20 protein-coding genes and 2 pseudogenes are annotated in these 19,495 nt (G+C 64.6%); 10 read left to right on the forward strand and 12 right to left on the reverse strand.

Annotation, left to right across the window (positions count from 1 at the left end; all coding sequences use genetic code 11):
• Positions 1-73: 73 nt before the first annotated feature.
• Positions 74-913: a PhzF family phenazine biosynthesis protein gene (locus EKK97_RS04515; protein WP_159549593.1), complete on the forward strand. Its 840-nt coding sequence runs from the start codon at positions 74-76 to the stop codon at positions 911-913.
• A gap of 298 nt (positions 914-1,211) precedes the next feature.
• Here the strand turns inward: EKK97_RS04515 and EKK97_RS25635 are convergent.
• Positions 1,212-2,030 (reverse strand): annotated as a pseudogene (locus EKK97_RS25635) (class I SAM-dependent methyltransferase); the annotation flags it as partial.
• Positions 2,031-2,166: 136 nt separating this feature from the next.
• Between EKK97_RS25635 and EKK97_RS04525 the strand changes: the two are divergent.
• On the forward strand, positions 2,167-3,183 hold the full coding sequence (locus EKK97_RS04525) for a GlxA family transcriptional regulator (protein WP_159549596.1): 1,017 nt from the start codon (positions 2,167-2,169) through the stop codon (positions 3,181-3,183).
• A 14-nt stretch (positions 3,184-3,197) separates the two neighbouring features.
• On the opposite strand, the gene EKK97_RS04530 is transcribed toward EKK97_RS04525, so the two are convergent.
• Both EKK97_RS04530 and EKK97_RS04535 read right to left on the reverse strand, forming a co-directional pair.
• Positions 3,198-3,650, reverse strand: coding sequence for a carboxymuconolactone decarboxylase family protein (locus tag EKK97_RS04530; RefSeq protein WP_236551373.1), 453 nt, complete (start codon positions 3,648-3,650; stop codon positions 3,198-3,200).
• An 80-nt stretch (positions 3,651-3,730) separates the two neighbouring features.
• Complete coding sequence (locus EKK97_RS04535) at positions 3,731-5,029, reverse strand: NAD(P)/FAD-dependent oxidoreductase (RefSeq protein WP_159549602.1); 1,299 nt, start codon at positions 5,027-5,029, stop codon at positions 3,731-3,733.
• A gap of 236 nt (positions 5,030-5,265) precedes the next feature.
• On the opposite strand from EKK97_RS04535, the gene EKK97_RS04540 reads away from it, so the two are divergent.
• Entirely contained in the window at positions 5,266-6,075 is an 810-nt protein-coding gene (locus EKK97_RS04540) for a helix-turn-helix domain-containing protein (RefSeq protein ID WP_159549605.1), read from the forward strand.
• Positions 6,076-6,127: 52 nt separating this feature from the next.
• Here EKK97_RS04540 and EKK97_RS04545 read toward each other — a convergent pair whose 3' ends face one another.
• Positions 6,128-6,859, reverse strand: coding sequence for a DUF899 domain-containing protein (locus EKK97_RS04545; protein WP_159549608.1), 732 nt, complete (start codon positions 6,857-6,859; stop codon positions 6,128-6,130).
• Positions 6,860-7,001: 142 nt separating this feature from the next.
• Here EKK97_RS04545 and EKK97_RS04550 point away from each other — a divergent pair, with 142 nt between their 5' ends.
• Entirely contained in the window at positions 7,002-7,925 is a 924-nt protein-coding gene (locus EKK97_RS04550; protein WP_159549611.1) for a bifunctional helix-turn-helix transcriptional regulator/GNAT family N-acetyltransferase, read from the forward strand.
• An 11-nt stretch (positions 7,926-7,936) separates the two neighbouring features.
• Here EKK97_RS04550 and EKK97_RS04555 read toward each other — a convergent pair whose 3' ends face one another.
• The 3 genes from EKK97_RS04555 to EKK97_RS04560 all read right to left on the reverse strand — a co-directional run bounded on the left by EKK97_RS04555 (position 7,937) and on the right by EKK97_RS04560 (position 12,017).
• Entirely contained in the window at positions 7,937-10,597 is a 2,661-nt protein-coding gene (locus tag EKK97_RS04555; RefSeq protein ID WP_340162962.1) for an efflux RND transporter permease subunit, read from the reverse strand.
• Positions 10,534-10,899, reverse strand: coding sequence for an efflux RND transporter permease subunit (locus EKK97_RS25640; protein ID WP_340162963.1), 366 nt, complete (start codon positions 10,897-10,899; stop codon positions 10,534-10,536). The genes EKK97_RS04555 and EKK97_RS25640 overlap by 64 nt, the downstream gene beginning before the upstream one ends.
• Before the next feature lie 92 nt (positions 10,900-10,991).
• Positions 10,992-12,017, reverse strand: coding sequence for an efflux RND transporter periplasmic adaptor subunit (locus EKK97_RS04560; protein WP_159549614.1), 1,026 nt, complete (start codon positions 12,015-12,017; stop codon positions 10,992-10,994).
• 209 nt (positions 12,018-12,226) lie between these two features.
• On the opposite strand from EKK97_RS04560, the gene EKK97_RS04565 reads away from it, so the two are divergent.
• The 4 genes from EKK97_RS04565 to arsH are packed head-to-tail and all read left to right on the forward strand — an operon-like array spanning position 12,227 to position 15,278.
• Entirely contained in the window at positions 12,227-12,871 is a 645-nt protein-coding gene (locus tag EKK97_RS04565; RefSeq protein WP_159549617.1) for a TetR/AcrR family transcriptional regulator C-terminal domain-containing protein, read from the forward strand.
• A 31-nt stretch (positions 12,872-12,902) separates the two neighbouring features.
• Positions 12,903-13,322, forward strand: a complete 420-nt coding sequence (locus tag EKK97_RS04570; protein ID WP_159549620.1) for a PadR family transcriptional regulator — start codon at positions 12,903-12,905, stop codon at positions 13,320-13,322.
• A gap of 49 nt (positions 13,323-13,371) precedes the next feature.
• Entirely contained in the window at positions 13,372-14,535 is a 1,164-nt protein-coding gene (locus tag EKK97_RS04575) for an MFS transporter (RefSeq protein ID WP_159549623.1), read from the forward strand.
• Positions 14,532-15,278, forward strand: a complete 747-nt coding sequence (gene arsH / locus EKK97_RS04580; RefSeq protein ID WP_159549626.1) for an arsenical resistance protein ArsH — start codon at positions 14,532-14,534, stop codon at positions 15,276-15,278. The genes EKK97_RS04575 and arsH overlap by 4 nt, the downstream gene beginning before the upstream one ends.
• A 4-nt stretch (positions 15,279-15,282) precedes the next feature.
• Here the strand turns inward: arsH and EKK97_RS04585 are convergent, their stop codons facing one another.
• Together EKK97_RS04585 and EKK97_RS04590 are read right to left on the reverse strand one after the other, a co-directional pair.
• A complete protein-coding gene (locus tag EKK97_RS04585; RefSeq protein ID WP_340162928.1) occupies positions 15,283-15,597 on the reverse strand; it encodes a GNAT family N-acetyltransferase in 315 nt (104 codons plus the stop codon).
• Between the two features lie 254 nt (positions 15,598-15,851).
• Positions 15,852-16,571, reverse strand: a complete 720-nt coding sequence (locus EKK97_RS04590) for an FMN-dependent NADH-azoreductase (RefSeq protein ID WP_159549629.1) — start codon at positions 16,569-16,571, stop codon at positions 15,852-15,854.
• Positions 16,572-16,711: 140 nt separating this feature from the next.
• On the opposite strand from EKK97_RS04590, the gene gcvA reads away from it, so the two are divergent.
• Positions 16,712-17,632 carry a transcriptional regulator GcvA gene (gcvA, locus tag EKK97_RS04595; protein WP_159549632.1) on the forward strand — a complete coding sequence of 307 codons (921 nt, stop codon included), beginning with the start codon at positions 16,712-16,714 and terminating at the stop codon, positions 17,630-17,632.
• Here gcvA and sigJ read toward each other — a convergent pair.
• The 3 genes from sigJ to EKK97_RS04610 form a co-directional block, all read right to left on the reverse strand.
• Positions 17,627-18,499: an RNA polymerase sigma factor SigJ gene (gene sigJ, locus EKK97_RS04600; RefSeq protein ID WP_159549635.1), complete on the reverse strand. Its 873-nt coding sequence runs from the start codon at positions 18,497-18,499 to the stop codon at positions 17,627-17,629. The genes gcvA and sigJ overlap by 6 nt on opposite strands.
• Positions 18,499-18,831, reverse strand: coding sequence for a putative quinol monooxygenase (locus EKK97_RS04605; protein ID WP_159549638.1), 333 nt, complete (start codon positions 18,829-18,831; stop codon positions 18,499-18,501). Before EKK97_RS04605 ends, sigJ begins: the two co-directional genes overlap by 1 nt.
• A gap of 99 nt (positions 18,832-18,930) precedes the next feature.
• A complete protein-coding gene (locus tag EKK97_RS04610; RefSeq protein ID WP_159549641.1) occupies positions 18,931-19,107 on the reverse strand; it encodes a hypothetical protein in 177 nt (58 codons plus the stop codon).
• A gap of 93 nt (positions 19,108-19,200) precedes the next feature.
• Here EKK97_RS04610 and EKK97_RS04615 point away from each other — a divergent pair.
• Positions 19,201-19,476, forward strand: a pseudogene (locus tag EKK97_RS04615) (IS30 family transposase); the annotation flags it as partial.
• Between the last annotated feature and the right edge of the window lie 19 nt (positions 19,477-19,495).

A 19,495-nucleotide genomic window follows, 5' to 3' on the forward strand; every position in this document is an offset into this window, starting at 1 on the left:
GTCGCGGCTCGCCATTGTGTTCGCCCCGATTTGCCCCAAGATGGAGAGAACCCCATGACACCAGGAGCTTCCCATGAGCGGCACTCTCTATCGCCTTGCGGCGTTTACCGACGATCCGAGCGGCGGCAACCCCGCCGGGGTGTGGCTTGGCGAGGCGTTGCCCGAGCCGGCGGAGATGCAACGTATCGCCGCCGAGGTGGGCTATTCCGAAACCGCCTTCATCGCCCCGGCCGAGGGCGAGCGGCGCATTGTGCGTTATTACAGCCCCGAAGCGGAAGTGAGTTTTTGCGGCCATGCCACGGTGGCCAGCGGCGTGCAGATGGGACGGCTGAGCGGGGCGGGTACTTACATGCTGGATACGGCGGTGGGCGAGGTGATGGTCACCGTCAACCAGGTGGAAGGGGAGTGGCAGGCCTCGCTGGTGTCGGTGACGCCGGAGTTCCGCCCCGCCGAGCCGGAGCTGGTCGAGGATGTGCGTGAACTGCTCGGCTGGCAGGCAGACGAACTCGATCTCGAGATTCCGCCTGCGCGGGCCTACGCCGGGGCCTGGCACCTGGTGCTGGCGTGCAAGACAGAGCAGCGCCTCGCGCGGCTCGAGTACGATTTCGAGCGGCTCAAGGCGCTGATGCTGCGCGAGGGCCTGACCACGCTGCAGCTGGTGTGGCGCGAGAGTGCAGAGCGCTTCCATGCGCGCGATCCGTTCCCGGTAGGCGGCGTGGTGGAAGACCCCGCCACCGGCGCGGCGGCCGCGGCGCTGGGCGGCTACCTGCGCGATGCGGGCCTGCTCCAGGCGCCCGCCCAACTGACGATCCTGCAAGGCGAGACGATGGGGCGGCCCAGCCGCCTGCAGGTCGACATTCCGCTGTCAGGCGGCATCGTGGTGACCGGGCAGGCGGTGAGCCTGGAGGGCTGAGTCGAGCCTGACCGTCGGCGGTCGGCTCAAGGCCTGAGCACCCAGTAGTCGTTCTGGATGTCGTGCGGCAGCTGATGGACCTCGATGCTGCCGAAGCCGGCCTTGCCGAAGTATTCCCGCGCCTTCTCGCGGCCCCACATCGTTCCCAACCCTCGCCGCCCTGGGCGAGGGAGACACTCATGCAATGCATGATCGATACGGTATAGAGCAGCGTACCCATCGGGTGTTCGCGGTCGCCGTGGTGATGGCTCGAGGCGTGGATGTCCTGGGCCAGGTAGACGCCGTCTTCACGCAGTGTGCGGCGGATGCCCTTGAGCAGGTTCAGCGGGTGGGCCTGGTCGTGGATGGCATCGAAGGTGGTGACCAGATCGTAGTGCTGGGCCGGTGCCGTGCGGTCGAAGTCGCTCAGGTCACGCTGCTCGAAGTGCAGGTTGCCCAATCCCAGGCGCGCGGCACGCTGCGTCGCCCAGCCGATGGCCTCCTTGGAGAGGTCGTAGCCGGTAAAGCGGCTGGCAGGAAAGCGCTCGGCAAGCTTCATCAATGCCAGGCCGCGACCGCAGCCCAGATCGAGCACGTCGATGCCCTGAACCAGCCGCTCCGGGAGTTCCGGCGCCAGGGGCAGGATGGCATCGAACAGCACGGGCAGCACGGTCTGGCCGCTATCCTCGGCCATGACCTCGTGGAAACGGGTGTAGCGTGTGTACGGTACGCCACCGCCGTGGCGGAAGCATTCCAGCACATCGTCCTCCACCTGACCCATCAAGGGCAGGTACTGGGCGAATACGGCGAGATTGGCCTCGCCGCCGTCGGTCAACAGCGCGGCGTGCTCGGGCGGCAGCCGGTAGGTCATGGTTCGCGGATCATGCTCGACCAGTGCAGCGACCGTCGCGCCGCCCAGCCACTCGCGTACGTAGCGCTCGTCGAGTCCTGTCTTGACGGCAAGTTCACTGCTGGTCACCGGCTCGCCATCGGCCAATTGGGCAAGCAGGCCGCTGCGGTGGGCCAGCGAGATCAGTTGCAACATGGCACCTTCGTTGAGCGCATGCACGAAGCGGTTCTCGAAGTCGGCCGCGCGGTCAGTGTCGAAGGCAACGGAAGCGTTAGCGTGGGCTGTCATGGGGGTGTCTCCTTGGTTGTTATGGGTTGCTATGAGTTGTTATGGGTGCGTCGATGGGTGCTTCGGAGACTGCATTGTGGCGCTCCCGGCTGGGTTACACTGAAGTCCCTACGGACAGAAACCGGCGGTTCCCGCCATGTCGATGCACAAACCCACCATTGCGCTGCTGGCGATTCCCGAAGTGGCGGCTTCCACCCTCTACGGCGTTTACGACGTCTTCTCCTCGGCGGGGCGCGACTGGCCTGCCCTGATCGAGGGCAAGCCCGGCGAGTCGCTATTCGTACCCAGGGTGGTGGCACGTAGCGGTACGCATGAAATGACCGTCGCCAACGGGGTGCGCATCGTTCCTGATGCCGGCCTGGACTGGGTGCCCGACGTGGTGTGTATACCCGAGATCATGCTGCCGCCCGATGCGGTGCTCGAGGGCCGCTATAGCGAGGAGATTGCATGGATCAAGCGCTGTCATGCTGCTGGCGCCATCCTGGCGACCGCCTGCTCGGGTGCCCTGTTGCTGGCTGAGTCTGGGCTGTTGCGGGGCGAGGATGCCACCACGCATTGGGCCTACTGCGATGTGCTGGGGCGCTATCCGGGCGTGCGGGTGCATCCGCACCGCGCGCTGGTGATCGGCGGCATCGGGAGTCGCCTGGTCATGGCGGGGGGCGGTACTTCCTGGAACGATCTGGCGCTCTACCTCGTCGCCCGCCTGGCCGGTATCGACGAGGCGATGAATATCGCCAAGCTGTTCTTGATCGATTGGCATGCCGCCGGTCAGCTTCCCTTTGCCATGCTTGCGCGCACCCGCCAGTGCGAGGATGCCGTCATCGCTCGCTGCCAGACGTGGGTGGCCGAGCACTACGATGAGCCTTCTCCTGTGGCCTCGCTGATCGAGGTTTCGGGGCTGAGCGAGCGCAGCTTTCACCGCCGCTTCAGGAAGGCCACCGGCCTGACGCCCACGGAATACGTGCACACCCTGCGCCTGGAAGAGGCCAAGCAGATGCTGGAGACCGAGGCCACTCCCGTGGATGCCATTGCCGAGGCCGTGGGCTATGAAGACGGCGCCTTCTTCGGCCGGCTGTTCCGACGCAAGGTGGGACTGACGCCGGCCCAGTACCGGCGTCGCTTTGGCGGACTGAGAAAGGCGCTGTCGGGGTGACGGAAGCGAGCCGCTTACTTGGGCTGGTAGCTGCCGGCCTGCGCGGCAAAGCTGATCGACAGGCGGTTCCAGGCGTTGATGGTGCAGATCGCCAGGGTGAGGTCGGCCAGGCCCTTCGCGGAGAAGTGCTCGCGGGTGGCCTCGAACAGGGCGTCGTCGATGCCGTTCCCGGCGATCAGGGTATTGGCCTCGGCCCAGGCCAGGGCGGCGCGTTCGCGCGGGGAGTAGAAGGGCGTTTCGCGCCAGGCGCTCAGGGCGTAGAGCCGCTGCTCGGTTTCACCGGCCTTGCGTGCGTCCTTGGTATGCATGTCGATGCAGTAGGCACAGCCGTTGATCTGCGAGACGCGGGTGTAGACCAGTGCCAGCAGGCCATCGCCAAGTTCACCCGCTTCCGCTGCCTTGTGAACGTGGTTCTGCAGCTCGAGCATGGCCTTGAGGCCGTCGGGACTGGCGGAATAGTAGTTCATGCGCATGGGTGGGGCTCCGTAAGGGTTGGAAGCCCCCACCCTAGCGCGGTGGTTATCGCCTCGATTGTAGATTTTCGACCTCAGTGCAGCTTCATGCGGGGGCGGATGAAGCGGTTGAGCCCGTCCGAGAGCAGAATGAGCGCGGTCTTGGCGGTGCCGTGAATGGCGCGCTGGTGCATGCGATAGAGCGAGGCGTAGAAGAACTTGGCCAGGCGCCCCTCGATGAACAGGCTGCGCGCCGAGGCGCCGCGCATCAGGCTGCCGATCGCCTCGAAGTGAGCCAGCGAGATGAGCGAGCCGCGGTCGCGGTAGCGGAACGGCTTGAGCGTACCGTTGTCGATCCGGGCGAGTAGGTTCTTGTAGAGCCGCTGCGCCTGCTGATGGGCGGCCTGCGCTCGTGGCGGTACCACGCTGCCGTCCGGCTGCGGGCAGCTGGCGCAGTCGCCGAGCACGAAGATGTTGGGGTCGTCGATGCTTTGCAGGGTTGGCTCCACCTGAATACGCTGGTTGCGGTCCAGAGTCAGGCCCAGGTCGCGCAGCACGTTGGGTGCCTTTATTCCGGCAGCCCAGACGTTGAGGTCCGTGTCGATGCGCTCCTCGTCGGCGGTGACGATGGCGTTCTCCTCCACGCACACCACCCGGGTGTTGGTATGCACCCGTACGCCGAGGCGTTCCAGCTCGCTGCGCACGGCGCTGCGAATGCGCTCGGGCAGGGCTGGCAGCACGTCCGGTGCCGCTTCGATCAGGTGAACTTCCAGGTGGCGGCTGTCCATCTCGGTGAAGCCGTAGCTGTGCAGCATGCGCGAGGCGTCGTAGAGCTCCGCCGCCAGCTCCACCCCGGTGGCGCCGGCACCGACGATGCCCACCGTGAGGTGCGGATGCTCTCGCCGCTCGGGGTCGCTGTAGCGCAGGAAGGTATTGAGCATATCGCGCCGGAAGGCCTCGGCCTGGGCCGGGCTATCGAGGAAATGGCAGTGCTCGGCAACGCCGGGGGTGCCGAAATCGTTGCTCACACTGCCCAGCGCCAGCACCAGCAGGTCGTAGTCCAGGCTGCGGGCCGGCAGCACTTCCACACCGTGGTCGTCGAGCACCGGGGCCAGGCGCAACTGGCGGGCGTCGCGGTCGAGGCCCTCGAGCGTGCCGCGCTGGAAGCGGTATCCATTAAGCTGGGCATGGCTCTGATAGGAGATCTCGTCGATGCTGGAGTCGAGCGCGCCGGTGGCGACCTCATGCAGCAGTGGCTTCCAGATATGGGTCGGGTTGCGGTCGATCAGCGTGATCTCGGCCTTGCCGCGTCGCCCCAGGCGCCGGCCGAGGCGAGTGACCAGCTCCAGCCCGCCGGCACCACCGCCGACCACCACGATTCGTGTTCCGTCCATGTATGGCTCCGTTAAGATGAATGTGCAATTGAGAAAAGGGTGTCCCTACTGTACCGCTGGAATTTGAGAATCGTCGTATTTTTTCCGAGATGTGGTCCGTCGCGACTGGCCCGTCCGGATGGTTCTTCCTTGGTCGCTGAAAGGCTTCGAATATGAGTGAAGCTCCCCGGCCACGCCTGGCTGGCAAAACCGGTATTGGGAATCTTCGGTCTGCACCGCAGGCGTCGAGCGGCCTTGTGCTTCAGCAAGTCGCGCCCAGTGGGAAGCTGCGCCCCTACGTGCAGTGCTACTGGCAGGCGAGGGGGCAGAGTGCTGGCGAACCGACGGGGGTGGAGCTGTTGCATCCGGATGGCGGCATGGGGCTGCTGTTCAACTTCGGCGGCGCGCTGGAACGCGACGGCGAGCGACTGTGGGGCACCTGCTGGGCCGATGGCCCCAAACGCCGCACGGCACGACTGGCGGTAGACGGCACGCTCGATCTGCTCGGGGTGCACTTTCAGCCGGGCATGGCGTATCCGTTCATTGGCGAGGCGCTATCGAGCCTGGCGGGTGAAGCGCTCACGCCCGGCGAGGCCCTGCGCCGGCTCGAACTCGAGGCGCTGCACGAGCGGCTGCTTGAGACACCTGCTCTGGCGGGGCGTATTGTGCTGCTGGAGAATTATCTTGCTGAGAGATTGCAGCGGCACGGCGCACCGGAGGTGCCGGCCCTGAGGACATCGCTTGCCTGGCTACAACGCCACCAAGGCCAGGCCAGTATCGCCGCGCTGGTGGAGGAGCTGCCGTTCGGCCAGCGCCGCCTGGAGCGGTTGTTCCAGCACCATGTGGGTCTCTCGCCCAAGCGCTACGCCCGTCTGCTGCGTGTCGCCCACAGTCGCCAGCTGATCAAGCAGGGTGGGGCAACCGCTTTGCTGACAGATACCGCCTTCGTCGCCGGCTACTTCGACCAGGCCCACTTCATCCACGACTTCAAGGCCGTGACCGGCCTGACGCCGGGCGGCTATCTCGACCATGTGCGGCGGCGTTACGGTCGAGAGGGCCAACCGTAGGCCGGCGTAGCGCCTCAGCCGAGCAGGGCGCAGCGCTGATGAGGCTCACACTCTATCTCGCTGATTCGTACTCGTCGTGGCGTTTCACCCAGTCCATCAGGTTGTGGTGGGGACCCGTTTCGTTACGGCCCTTTGGCGTCATGTCGAGCAGCATATAGGTGCTGTCGACGAGTTCGTCGCCGCGCCCGTAGGTCGAATAGGTGTGGAAGATATCTCCGCTGGTATCGCGGTAGAACACGCTGAGGCCGCTCAGATCCTCGATCGAGACGTTGCTTGTGGCGTAGTTGTAAGTGACCTCGCCCTTGGCGATCTCTTCAGGCCGGAACGAGACATGGAAGTCGTAATTGAAGTCGCTGCCATATGAAGATACCCACTTTGCACGCCAGCCCATGCGCTGGCGGTAGGCCTCGATCTCGGCGAGTGGAGCACGAGAGACCCGTACCAGGCTCACATCGTGATGCTTGAGATGCACCAGCGTGCCTTCGATATGATCGGCAGCGAAGGAACAGCCGATGCAGCCCGCTTCCCAACCGGGGCCGAACATGAAGTGATGGACGATTAACTGGCTGCGCCCGTCGAACAGATCGGCGAGCGTCATGTGGCCACCGAGCGTATCGAAGACATATTCCTTCTCGATCTTCACCCACGGCAAGGCGCGACGTTTGGCGCTTAGGTCGTCGCGCAGGCGGGTGAGCTCCTTTTCCCTTGCCAACAGTTCCTTGCGGGCGGTTAGCCATTTTTCGCGGGATACGACGGGGTGGGACATTTCATCATGCACTGACATGAGGATTCCTCCTGTGCTGACGTTGCACGAGGTAGTCGTCCTGCGGGGGCTGGATTCGACAGGTGGGCAGTGTTGCACTTGTTGACATGATTGCTAAAAGCAACTAATTATTTGCTTTAGGCAATCAAAGAGAGAGTCTCCCATGAGCGCAGAGCAAGACCTAAACGAGCGGGCCGGGACCGTACGCAGCTTCAATCGTTTCTACACGCGGCAGATTGGGGTCTTGCACGAGCACCTTCTGGAGAGCCAGTTCTCGCTGACGGAAGTCCGCATCCTGTACGAGCTGGCGCACCGGCCGATGCTTACCAGCGCCGATATCTGCCGCGAGCTTGGTCTCAACGCCGGCTATGTGAGCCGGGTGCTGAAGGGCTTCGAAAAGCAGGGGCTCATTACCAAGACCCCCTCGCCCTCCGACAGACGGGCGGCGCAGCTACAGCTCACGGATCAGGGACTGGCGACATTCCGGCCGCTGGACGAGGCTTCGCAACGCGAGGTCGTCGGCATGCTGAAGCAGCTCACGGAGCCGGAGCAGCATCAGTTGATCGAAGCAATGAACCGGATCAGGCGGCTGCTCGGAGAAGCCGGCTCGAGTTATCTGCTGCGCGACCCACAGCCTGGCGACATGGGCTGGATCGTACACCGGCAGGCGGTGCTCTACGCGCAGGAGTACGGCTGGAACGAGGAGTACGAAGCGTTGATCGCGGAGATCGTAGCCAAGTACCTGCGCAATTTCGATCCGCGCTGGGAGCGGTGCTGGATCGCCGAAAAGGATGGGGTCGTCGTTGGGTCGGTGTTCGTCGTCCGGGAAGACGACGCGACCGCAAAGCTGCGGCTGCTCTACGTCGACCCCTCTGCCCGTGGGCATGGCATCGGCAGCCGCTTGGTGGATGAGTGTCTCAGGTTCGCCCGCCAGGTCGGCTACCGGAAGATGATGCTGTGGACCAACAGCGTACTGACCGATGCGCGCCGGCTCTATGAAAAAGCAGGATTCGAACTGGTGGAGGAAGAGCCCCATCACAGCTTCGGCAAGGATCTGGTAGGCCAGGTTTGGAGTCGTGAGCTGTAGTGTCCACACTCTCATCGCGAAGCATGCCCTGGCGATGGCCGAATGCCGAACAGCAGGGCGTAGAGCACCGGCACCGCGACCAGGGTGAGCAGCGTGGCGAAGGCGAGCCCGCCCATGATCGTTGCCGCCATGCTGGCGAAGAAGGCGTCGCCGAGCAGGGGTAGCATGCCGAGGATGGTGGTGCCGGCAGCCAGTACCACCGGCCGCAGGCGGCTGATGCTGGCTTCCACCACGGCCGGGCCGCCGGGCTTGCCCTCGCGGATCTGGGCGTCGATCTCGTCGAGCAGCACGATACCGTTCTTCATCAGCATGCCGGAGAGGCTGAGCAGCCCGAGCAGCGCCGTGAAGGTGAACGGCATGCCGCTGGCCAGCAGCCCGATCACCACGCCGCAGATCGACATGGGTACCACCAGCCACAGGATCAGCGGCTGGCGCCACTTGCCGAACAGCAGCACGCTGATCACCAGCATGGCGAGAAAACCCAACGGCAACTGGGCACGCAGCGAGGCCCGCGAGCGGCCGGAGGCCTCGTACTCGCCGCCCCACTCCAGGCGATAACCGAGGGGCAGGGGAATCGCTTCGATGGGCGCGCGAATGCGTGAAAGGCCCTCGCTGGCGGTAACGCCACTCACCGTACTGGCCTGAACTGTCAGGGTGCGCATGCGGTCGCGGCGGCGGATGACACTCTCCTCACTGGTGGTGTCGAAACGCTCGATGATCTGCCGCAGCGGGATAGGTACGTTGCCATTGGCGCTTTCCAACTGCCTCTGATGCAGGCGCGTCACGTCCAGGCGCTCGTGCTCGGGTGGGCGCAGCACGATGGGAAGCAGGCGATCGTTTTCGCGATAGAGGGCTGCCTGAATACCGGTGGTGGCGAACTGTAGTGCGCGCATGGCCGTGTCGCGCTGAACTCCCGCCATGCGAGCGCGCTCCTCGTCGAATACCGGCTCGAGCACCAGTTCGCGCTGGCGCCAGTCGTCGACGATGTCCGTCACCAAGGGCTCGCGCTCCATGATTGCCTTGGCCTGGTCGCCCAGGTAGCGCAGCATGACCGGATCGGGGCCTGAGAAGCGTGCTTCGATACTGACGACGTTGGGCCCGAACATGAGGCGCTCGATCCTGGCCTGCGCATCGGGGTGATGCACGTCGAGCCGCTGCCGCAGCCGTGCTGCCAGCGGTTCTATCTGGTCGCGCTCGGCCGTGCGGATCATGAACAGACCGTAGCTGGAGCTGGGCCGTTCCGGTGTATAGGTGAGCACGAAGCGACTGGCGCCGCGCCCCACGAACTGCGTTACCGACAGCACTTCCGGCTGCGCGCGCAGAAAATCATCGAGACCCTGCATGTGACGGTCCGTCGCGCGAATGTCGGTGCCTTGGGGCAGCTGGTAGTGCAGGAAGAAGATGGGCGTATTCGAGGCGGGGAAGAAGGCCTGCTTGACGAAACCGAAGGCGAAGATGCAGCCGGCGGTGAACAGGATGAGGCTCAGCAGTGTAAGCAGGCGCCAGCGCAGCACGCCCTCGAGCAGCCGGCGATAGCCTCGATAGAGCCTGCCCGTGTAGGGCGTCTTGGCTTCGTGCACCGTTCTCAGCAGATAGTGCCCCAGCAGGGGCGTGACGGTGATGGCCAGTACCCAACTCAGCAGCAGCGAAACGGCGATCACCGCAAACAGGGAGAAGAGCAGGTCGCCGGTGGTGTCGGGCGAGAGGCCGATGCCGGCAAACGCCATGATGCCGATGACCGTGGCGCCGAGCAGCGGTATCTGGGTGCGTTTGGCGGCGTCGCTGGCGGCGTCGCGGGCATTGGCTCCCCGCTGCATGCCGACCAGCATGCCTTCGGTCACCACGATGGCGTTGTCGACCAGCATGCCCATGGCGATGATCAGCGCGCCCAGCGAGATGCGCTCCATCTCGAGGCCGAGCATGCGCATGAACAGCAGCGTACCGAGTACCGTCAGCAGCAGGGTAGCACCCACCACCAGGCCGGCCCGCCAGCCCATGAACAGACACAGCACGCCGATGACGATCATCACGGCCAGCGCCAAGTTGACGAGAAAGCTGCCGATGGCATCGTCGACCACCCGGTGCTGCTCGTAGATCGGATGGAGCTCGACGCCCAGCGGTATTCGTTCCTGTAGCTCGTGCAAGCGGGCGTCCACCGCCTGGCCAACCTCGACGATGTTGACGTCGGCCACCCCGGCCACGGCAAGCGTGAAGGCGGGCTCTCCATTGAAGCGGATCAGGTGGTCGGGCAGCTCGGTTGCGCTGCGCCGGATCGTGGCGATATCGCCCAGGCGGATCTGCTCGGTGGTGCCGGGGCGACCGATGCGCAGCTCCTCCAGGTGAGCGGGGCTAGCCAACTGTTGGGAGAAGGCGATGCGCAGGCGGCGCTCATCCTGGGTAATGGCACCGCTCTCGGCGATGGCGCTGGCAGCGCGCAGGGTTTCGATCACCTGCTCCAGCGGTACGCCGAGGCTGGCCAGGCGCTCGCTGTCGAGATCGACGTACAAGGCCTCGCTGCGCTCGCCGGCGGTAGTGACCTTGGCGACGCCGCTCACCGTCAGCAGCTCCCGACGCAGGAACCTCGACAGGTCGCGGATTTCCGCATCGCTTAGTTCCGGCGTGGTGATTGCGTAGTAGATACCGTAGACGTCGCCGAAGTCGTCGTTGACCAGGGAAGGGCCGGCGCCCGGGGCAGGCTGGCCTGGGCATCGCCGATCTTGCGGCGCAGTTCGTCCCAGAGCTGCGGCATGTTGCGGCTGGGATAGGCGCGCTTGATCTCGACCTCGACCTCGGAGATGCCAGGGCGTGAGCGCGAGCGAACGTAGTCGACGGCCGGTAGCTGCTGGATGGCCGATTCCAGCCTCTCGGTGACCTCCTGTTCGACCTGCTCGGCATTCGCCCCGGGGTAGGGTGTGGTGATGATGGCGGTCTTGAGGGTGAACGAGGGATCTTCCAGCCGGCCCAGGGTCAGCATTGCCCACAGGCCCCCAACAAGCAGGCCAGAATGATCAGCCAGGTCTGGACGGGGCGGTCGATGGCGGTGCGGGCGATGTCCATGAACGTGTCCTAGTCGAGGCGCGCTTGGGGCCTGACCCGCATGCCGTCGCGCAGCAGGTGGGTGCCGGAAGTGACGATCGGCTCGCCTGCCGCCAGGCCGTCGAGCACCGTCACACGGTCAGGCAATGCAGCGCCGAGGGTAACGGGGCGCGGCGTTACCGTTTGCGACTCGGGATCGAACCGCCAGACGCGCATCTCGCCGTCGTTGCCGGGGTCCAGCGCCGCAAGCGGTACCGTGACGCCGGATGGCTCGGAGTCGAGCCGAGTGACGACGAGATTCGCGGTCATGCCGGGCAACAGCTCGAGCGAGTCTGGACGAGGCAGGGCTACGCTGACCGGATAGCTTTGCCCTACCGGGTCGGCCTGGGGGCGGTGCTCCCGATAGCGGACCGGGAAGCGCCGTTCGGGAGCGGCCTCGAAGATGGCCTCCATTCGGTACGCCTCGGGGTGCTCGAGGAGGGCGCTGAGCCGCTCGGGCACATGAAAGCGCAGGCGAAGCTCGCTCATGTCCTGCACGCGCAATATCGGCGTGTTCGCGGCCACGGTGGCGAAAGGTTCGGCCAGCCTGCGGGTCACCAGAGCGTCGAAGGGAGCTTCGAGGCGGGCGTAGGCGAGCTGTCGGCGAGCCTGCTCGAGCGCCACGGTCTGGGTATGAAATTCGGCCTCTGCCTGCTCGAAACTCGCCGTCGAGGCGGCGTTCTGGGTATGCAGCCGGCGCAGGCGCTCGTACTCCCGCCGGGCCTGCTCATGCCGCGTCTCCACCTGGCGCAGCGCCAGTTCGAAGTCGGTGGTATCAAGCATCGCCAAGGTTTCGCCGTGTGGTACGAAGGCGCCTTCGCGTGGGCCTTGCTCGAGGAGTTGGCCGCCCACCTGGAAGGCCAGATCGACAGTGCTGACGGCTTCAACACGGGCAACGAAACGGTGGCTCGGCGCAGGGAGCGACATGGCGTTTTCCACCCGCACCGGGCGTATCACCTCCTCGCTGTCGGTGCTGGCGCCCTCGGTGCAGGCGGTAAGACCCAGCGCGACCGACAAGAAAAGCAGAATACGTGGCCATCTGGGCAGTGTGAGTAGGAGTTGAAACGCCATCGGGAGCATTTTGTTAACGCCGTTAATAGATCTGGCTTGAATGTATTGTTAACGCTGTTAATATGTCAAGCGACAAGTGACACGAAGCGAGAGTTTGCGTGACGGAAAACGACAGCGCGCCGAAGCGTAGGCGGCGGAAGAAGGAGAAGCTGAGCGTGCGGCAGATCGCCGAGGCGGCGCTGTTACTGGTGAACCGGGATGGCCTGGATGGACTGACGATGCGAGCCTTGGCCGATGCCATGGACGTGCAGGCGCCGGTGATCTACCGTCACGTGGCCGACAAGCGGCAATTGCTCGATGAAATGGCCGATGCCATCGTGGCTGCCGTTCCGCTGGGCGGGCTCGATGACGAGGATGCCTATGTCAATCTGGCCGAGTTCGTCCGGCGCCTACGGCGTACCTTGCTGAGGTATCGTGACGGTGCGCGTATCGTGGGTGGCAGCTACTCCGCCAAGCACAGCACCTTGCGCGGCGCCGAAACGCTGATGGAGCTGCTGGTGAAAGCCGGGCTCGACCGCGACCGAGCGCTCTGGGCGATGACTACGCTGCTCTCTTTCATTCTCGGCGAAACGTTGGAGCAGCAGGGGCTGCCCGACGAACCCGGCGAGGCCACGGCGACCATTACCGCTTCCCTCGGCGAGGTGCTGGCAAGTCCTGACTTCCGCCATCTCGATATGGAACTGATGGCGCGACGCTTCTTCGATTTCGACGGTCGCTTCGAATTCGGGCTCGCCATGATGCTGGCAGGAGTGCGTGAGCAGGCCGCCGGCACGGGGCGAGAGGAAATCGATCTGTCTTGACGCCTCGATCATCGAGGTATAGGTTTCCACCATGACCAAAGCGAAATCCGAAGCGGCCGCTGGTCGCCGGATCCCAGACTACAGCGACCCTTCCTACTGGCGCGGCACGATCAAGATGTCGCTGTCGAAGTTCTTCGTGCTTAGCGTGCTGCACCGCAAGCCGATGCACGGCTACGAGGTGGTGCAGGCGGTGGAGAAGAGCACCAACGGTTGTTGCAGCCCTTCGGAGGGTACGGTCTATCCGGTGCTCAACGAGTTCGAAGCGGGCGGCTACCTGAGCTCCACTGCGGAGGTGGTTCAGGGGCGCTCGCGTAAGGTCTACGCGCTGACGGAGAAGGGGCGGGACGCCTTTCAGGTGGCGGTGGATGCCTGGCTGGAGGCCACGGACTGCATCGTCGAGAGCCGTCGCATGGCCGCTGGGGCAGTGAAAGGGGAGGAGCGGGAAGGATGAGCGTGAAGCGTTTTTTCAGGCCCCTATACCTCGATGATCGAGGTAGCCGATGAGCTCGCGTACCGGTGTGGTCGTCGCCCTGGGCGTCTCCCAGACGCTAGCCTGGGGCTCGACCTACTATCTTCCGGCCATCCTCGCCGTGCCCATGGCGCGAGACCTCGGCCTTGCCACGGGTACGGTATTCGCGGCCTTCTCCTCGGCGTTGGTGGTATCGGCCGTGCTAGGGCCGTCGGTGGGGCGGCGCATCGACCGATTTGGCGGACGCGACGTGCTGGCGGCCTCGAGCCTGGTGTTTGCCTTGGGTCTGGTGCTGCTGGGTCTGGCGGATGGAGCCAAGCTGCTGTGGGCGGGATGGCTGGTGATCGGCGTCGGCATGGGCATGGGGCTGTACGAATCGGCTTTCTCGACCCTGGCCGGGCTCTATGGCCGAGAAGCGCGTGGCCCCATTACCGGTATTACGCTACTGGCGGGCTTTGCCAGCACCGTGTGCTGGCCGATCACCGGCTGGCTCAACGCCGAATTCGGCTGGCAGAACGCCTGCTTCACCTGGGCGGCGGTGCATCTGCTGCTGGGTCTGCCGCTCAACCGGTTGCTGATTCCGTTCGGTATCCAGCCGCCCGCGCCTCACGCCGAGACGGCAGTCGCCGAGGCGAATTCGACCTGGCTGCCCATGGCGCTGCTGGCCTTCGTCTTCGCCGTGACTTGGTTCGTCAGTACCGCCATGGCGGCACACTTGCCGTGGCTGCTGCAGATCGCCGGCCTCTCGCCTGCTGCTGCCATCGCCGCCGCAGCGCTGGTGGGGCCGGCCCAGGTGGCGGCGCGACTGCTCGAATTCTCGCTGCTGCAGCGCTTTCATCCATTGCTCTCGGCCAAGCTGGCGGTGTTGGCGCATCCCATTGGCGCGCTCGGCGTGATGACATTGGGGGCACCGCTGGCCACGCTGTTCGTGCTGCTGCACGGCGCCGGCAACGGCATTCTCACCATCGCCAAGGGCACGCTGCCGCTGGCCATTTTCGGCCCCCATGGCTATGGCCTGCGCCAGGGCGTGCTGATGGTGCCGGCTCGCTTCGGCCAGGCCCTGGCGCCGCTGGCCTTCGCCCTGTTGATCGAGCGCTTCGGCACCCAGGCGCTGCTGTTCTCCTCGGCCCTGGGGCTTGCCGCCCTGGTGGCGCTGCTCGTCCTGCAAACCCACGCACTGAAGGAGGCGACATGAGGCTTCGCACGCTCAACGACCCCGATGTTCTACCGGCCCTCGACGAGCGCTTCGCTCTCCGGCAGCCCGGCCAGGGCTTGCCCGATCCGCTGGGCCATCCGCCACGCATCCTGCTGCTCTACGGCTCGCTGCGCGAACGCTCCTATTCGCGCCTGGCGGTGGAAGAGGCTGCGCGTCTGCTGCGCTATTTCGGCGCCGAGACGCGGATCTTCGACCCTTCCGATCTGCCGTTGCCGGACCAGGTGCCGGGCGACGATCACCCGGCGGTGCGGGAGCTGCGCGAGCTGGCGCTGTGGTCCGAAGGGCAGGTGTGGTGCAGCCCCGAGCGCCACGGCCAGATCACCGGCGTGATGAAAACCCAGATCGATCATCTGCCGCTGAGCATGGGAGCGGTGCGGCCCACCCAGGGGCGCACCCTGGCGGTGATGCAGGTCAGCGGCGGCTCGCAGTCGTTCAATGCGGTGAACACGCTGCGCCTGCTGGGGCGCTGGATGCGCATGTTTACCATTCCCAACCAGTCCAGCGTGCCCAAGGCGTACCAGGAGTTCGACGAGGCCGGGCGCATGCGACCCTCGCCGCTCTACGACCGCATCGCCGACGTGATGGAAGAACTGGTGCGCTTCACCCTGCTGCTAAGGCCTCATGCCGAAACGCTGGTGGACCGTTACTCGGAGCGCCGCGAAGCGGCCGGTGCCAAAGCCGATCCGGTGACCGACAAAGCAGCGGTCAGTCAGGCTTCTTGATAGCTCAAAACTCGAGAGCCAGCCGCAGCCTGTCCTTGTGCTGGATGCCGTTCTCGTAGATCGGTTCGTCGTAGTGGGCCAGGAAGTAGTCTCGCTCCACGGCGACGACCCGAAATCCCGCACGCTGGTAGAAGGTGAGCTGATAACCGAAGGTGCCGGTGCCAAGTTCGAGGCGCCGTGCACCCGCTTCGCAAGCCGTTGCAATGGCGTGATCCAGTAGCCGTGCGCCGATGCCCTTGCGCTGATGTGCCGGAGCGACGGCAATGTTCATCAGCTCATAAACACCGTCGCCAAGGGGTTGGGTGACATAGGTGCCCACGATCTCCCCCTCGACTGTCGCAACGTGGCAGATCGAGCGTTCGAGGTAGCGCTTGATGGCGACTAGCGAGGGATCGGCCTCCAGCAGGAGGTCGAGAGGTGCCTCAGACGCTGGGTACGGATTTGATCAGCATATCGACGTTCCTGCGATTTATCGGGTAGCGGCCGTGTCCGTGTGACGACGCGCCGACTGACAGAGGCTACAGGGATGAGGCCGGGGCGCCAAGCGCCCCGGATTTCGGCCATTGTCTGCCCTCAGGCCGGCTGTAGTTGGCGCTTGGCCGTAACTTCACTGTGCAATTGCTTGACCAGCCGATCGATGCGCTCCAGGGCGCTTTGGGTCGAGGCCGCCAGCGCCTCGCCGCCTTCTTCCTGGTGCTCAATGGCAATGTCATGGAAGCCGCTGATACCAATGAACTGCAGTGCGGTACGCACGCTCGGTTCAAGGTGATTGAGGGCGGCCAGGGGGCGTCCCGGGCCGAAGTCGTAACCGCCGCGGGAGGAGATCAGCACAGCGTGACGGGGGCGGTCGGCCAGCAGCGGTACGTAGCCCTCCAGAGGCAGGTGAGGGTGGGCGGTGTACTGCGGGTCGAAGTCGACGGTTCGGCCCACGCGGACGATATTGTCGATCCAGGCCTTGAAGGCAGCCGGGGGACCGAAGTTGTACATCGGCACGCCGAGCACCAGGATATCGGCCCGTACGACCTCGTCGACCAGCGTATCGCTCTCGGCAAGGACCGCCCGCATCGGATCGGTCTGCTGCTCGTGAGATGTGAAGGCTGCTTCGATCCACTCTACGCTGGTGAGCTGTGGTGGGTTGGCGCCGATATCCCGATAGACGATCTCGGCATCCGGCTCCAGAGTGCGCCAGCGGGAAACGAAGTGATGGGTCAACCGGCGGGTGTGCGAGCCGTGGTCTTGGTTGCCGGCTTGGCCGGGGCGTGGGCTGGCATCGAGGTGAAGTAAACGCGTCATGGGTTTTCTCCGTCACTGGGTGTAGGATCTATTGAATGAATTGTTCTCAGCCTTGCTTGTGGCTCGTTTCATATAAGCCTGAAGCCAGGTAGGGCGACAAACGACGATTCTTTTTCGATTTCGGAAAATAAAATTCATCCATGATGCCGCGACGACTCCCTTCGCTCTCCGCCCTGCGCGCCTTCGAGGCGGCGGCGCGCCACCTCAGCGCCAAGCGGGCCGCCGAGGAGCTCTCGGTCACGCCGACGGCGATCAGCCATCAGATACGCCAGCTCGAGGAGAGCCTGGGCGTGGCCCTGTTCGTGCGGCGGCCGCGGCAGCTGGTGCTGACGACTCAGGGCCAGTCGCTGCTCACTGTGCTGAGCGACTCCTTCGACGCCATCGCCGAGACGGTGACCAAGCTGCGCCGTCCGCCGGCGCGGCAGGCGGTAACGCTTTCCACCACACCGGCCGTTGCCTCACGCTGGCTGTTGCCCTGGGTCTGCCTGCTGCGCGATGCCCACCCGCAGATCGACCTGAGCATTCAGGTTTCCCACCAAGCGGTTGCCCTGGATGGTGTCGTCGCCGACATGGCGATTCGCTATGGCGAGGGCCCCTGGCCCGGGCTGGTCGCGGAGAAGCTGTTCGACAACGTCTTCGTACCCGTCTGCAGCCCCGTGCTGAAGCTGCGTGAACCGGCCGAACTGGTGCGCCATACGCTGCTGCACTTCTCTTCGCCCGCACCATTGGACTGGGCGGCCTGGCAGCGCCAGGTCCAGGTGTCGGGGCTCGACGTCAGCGCCGGGCTGATGTTCTCCGACGAGACCCATGGCATCACCGCCGCGCTAGATGGCCAGGGCATAGCCCTGATGAGCCGGCACCTGATCGAGGAGGAGTTGCGCCAAGGGCGCCTGGTACAGCCATTCGGCCCCGAGGTTAAGGCCGCTCCCTTCCAGCTCGTCTACCCGCCTGAGCGGCTCGAGGAGCCGGCCATCGCGGCCGTGCGCGAGTGGATCATCGGGTTGCTGGATCCCCAAGCCAGAGAGAGCGGCTGTCGTGCGATAGTCGAGCGCCAGTCATGACGTCAGCCGTGCCAGCTTGTCGGGATTGCGCACGATGAAGATATCCATAGCCTGGCCTGAGCGGTCGTAGCCGAAGGTCACCGTCGCGACGACATTTCCCTCTCTGCACATCACGAAGCCGCAGCCACCGTTGATGTCGGCTTCACGCCATTCATAGTTGGCCCAGTAGTGGCTCAACCGGCTAGCCAGGAAGTCGAGTACAGTCGACTTGCCGTGCAGCGGCTCGAGCAGGGTGGGCACCTTGCCGCCGCCGTCGGCACTCAGGCGAACCTCGGCCGAGAGCAGGTTCGCGAGCCGTGCCGTGGCGCCTTCGGTGATGGCGAGCCGGAAGGCCTCCAGCAGCGCCTGTTGGCGTTCCAGCGGTGGGGTGTGCCGTTCCTCGGCGGTTTGGAGGTTGCTTCGTGCCCGGGATACCAGCTTGCGGCAGGCCGGCTCCTTTATCTCGAGCATGGCGGCGATCTCGGCGTAGGACGTGTCGAAGATCTCATGCAGCAGGTAGGCGGCCCGCTCCTTGGGCGAGAGGCGTTCCAGCAGCAGCAGGAAGGCGGTGGAGAGTGAGTCGGCCAGCTGCATGCTGCGTTCCGCATCGGAGACGACGGCGGTCGGGATGGGCTCGGGCAGCCAGGCACCGACGTACTCGACCCGAGCCCGGTGGGCGCTGCCCAGCAGATCGAGGCAGCGTCGCGTGCAGGCCGTGGTCAGCCAGGCGTGGGGCGTATCGATAGCCTCACGATCCGCTGCCTGCCACTTGAGAAAGGTGTCCTGCACCGCATCCTCGGCGTCGGCGCGCGAGCCGAGAATGCGATAGGCCAGCCCCAGCAGCATGGGGCGGGCCTCTTCGAAGTGAAGCAAATCGGCGGAAGGCATCAGGCTGTCTCGGAAACCGGAGCCGCCTTGTCCTTGGCCCAGGCCACGGTGGCAGCATGAATCTCGGGCGGATGAGCCAGCAGGGGCGTTACCGCGGCGACATAGGCTTCGTATGCCGGCCCCTGCATGAAGGCCTGTGCATCCGCACCATTGGCGTAGCGCTGGAAGACACGGATCGTGTTGGGATCGCCATCATCGTAGCAATAGAAGTAGGCGTCGTGGACCTGGCGCTCCTGGATGCTCGGCATCAGGTGAGTCTCCCACACGCGCCGTACCTCTTCGCGCTTGCCGGGGAGTGCCTTGTGCTTGATGAAAAGCGTGCTCTGGCTCATGTGTCGCTCCTGAATCGGTCGAGAGATGAAGGCCGAGTGGCCGTCACTGACATGACGATTCAGGAGGGCACCGTGTGACATGCGGTTCCCAAGCGCAGGTCAATGCATCGTTTCATCTGGCTCCGGATGAAGAGGCAGCAAGCGGCCATGTTCGCGGTATAGCCCGATGTCGCGCAGCATTCGCGGGTCGCACTCTTTCAATGCGAAATAATCCCGACGGCTGGGAATACTTCGACCGCCTCGCTTCAGCCATGTGATGAGCTTGTGCAGGACCATGTTCCTTCTCCCAAAGTGACATCTCACGGCGACTTTGCGGCTCCGGTCGAGAGGGAACACTCCGTTTATTGCCCTTGAATGCGTTCGACCCACCCAGGGGGTGCCCGAAAAAGCATGACCTACGATCAGGGGCGTGAAATGGCTCAGCATGTCAAGGAAACCGGCGTCGCTATTTATTTTGCTATCCACATAGCCCCTGGAAACTTGGAGGCAACGAGAATATTAATGGCCTTATTCGTCAATATTTACCGAAAGGGACGGATCTCTTCGTGCACAGCCAAGAAGAACTAGGCGAGATTGCCTTCGAGCTGAGTATACGGCCTAGAAAACGCTTCGACTTTATATTGCCCGATAGAAGTGTTGAGCTAACTGATGGATAAGCACCATG

This window comes from Billgrantia tianxiuensis, from assembly GCF_009834345.1.
Lineage (GTDB): Bacteria > Pseudomonadota > Gammaproteobacteria > Pseudomonadales > Halomonadaceae > Halomonas > Halomonas tianxiuensis.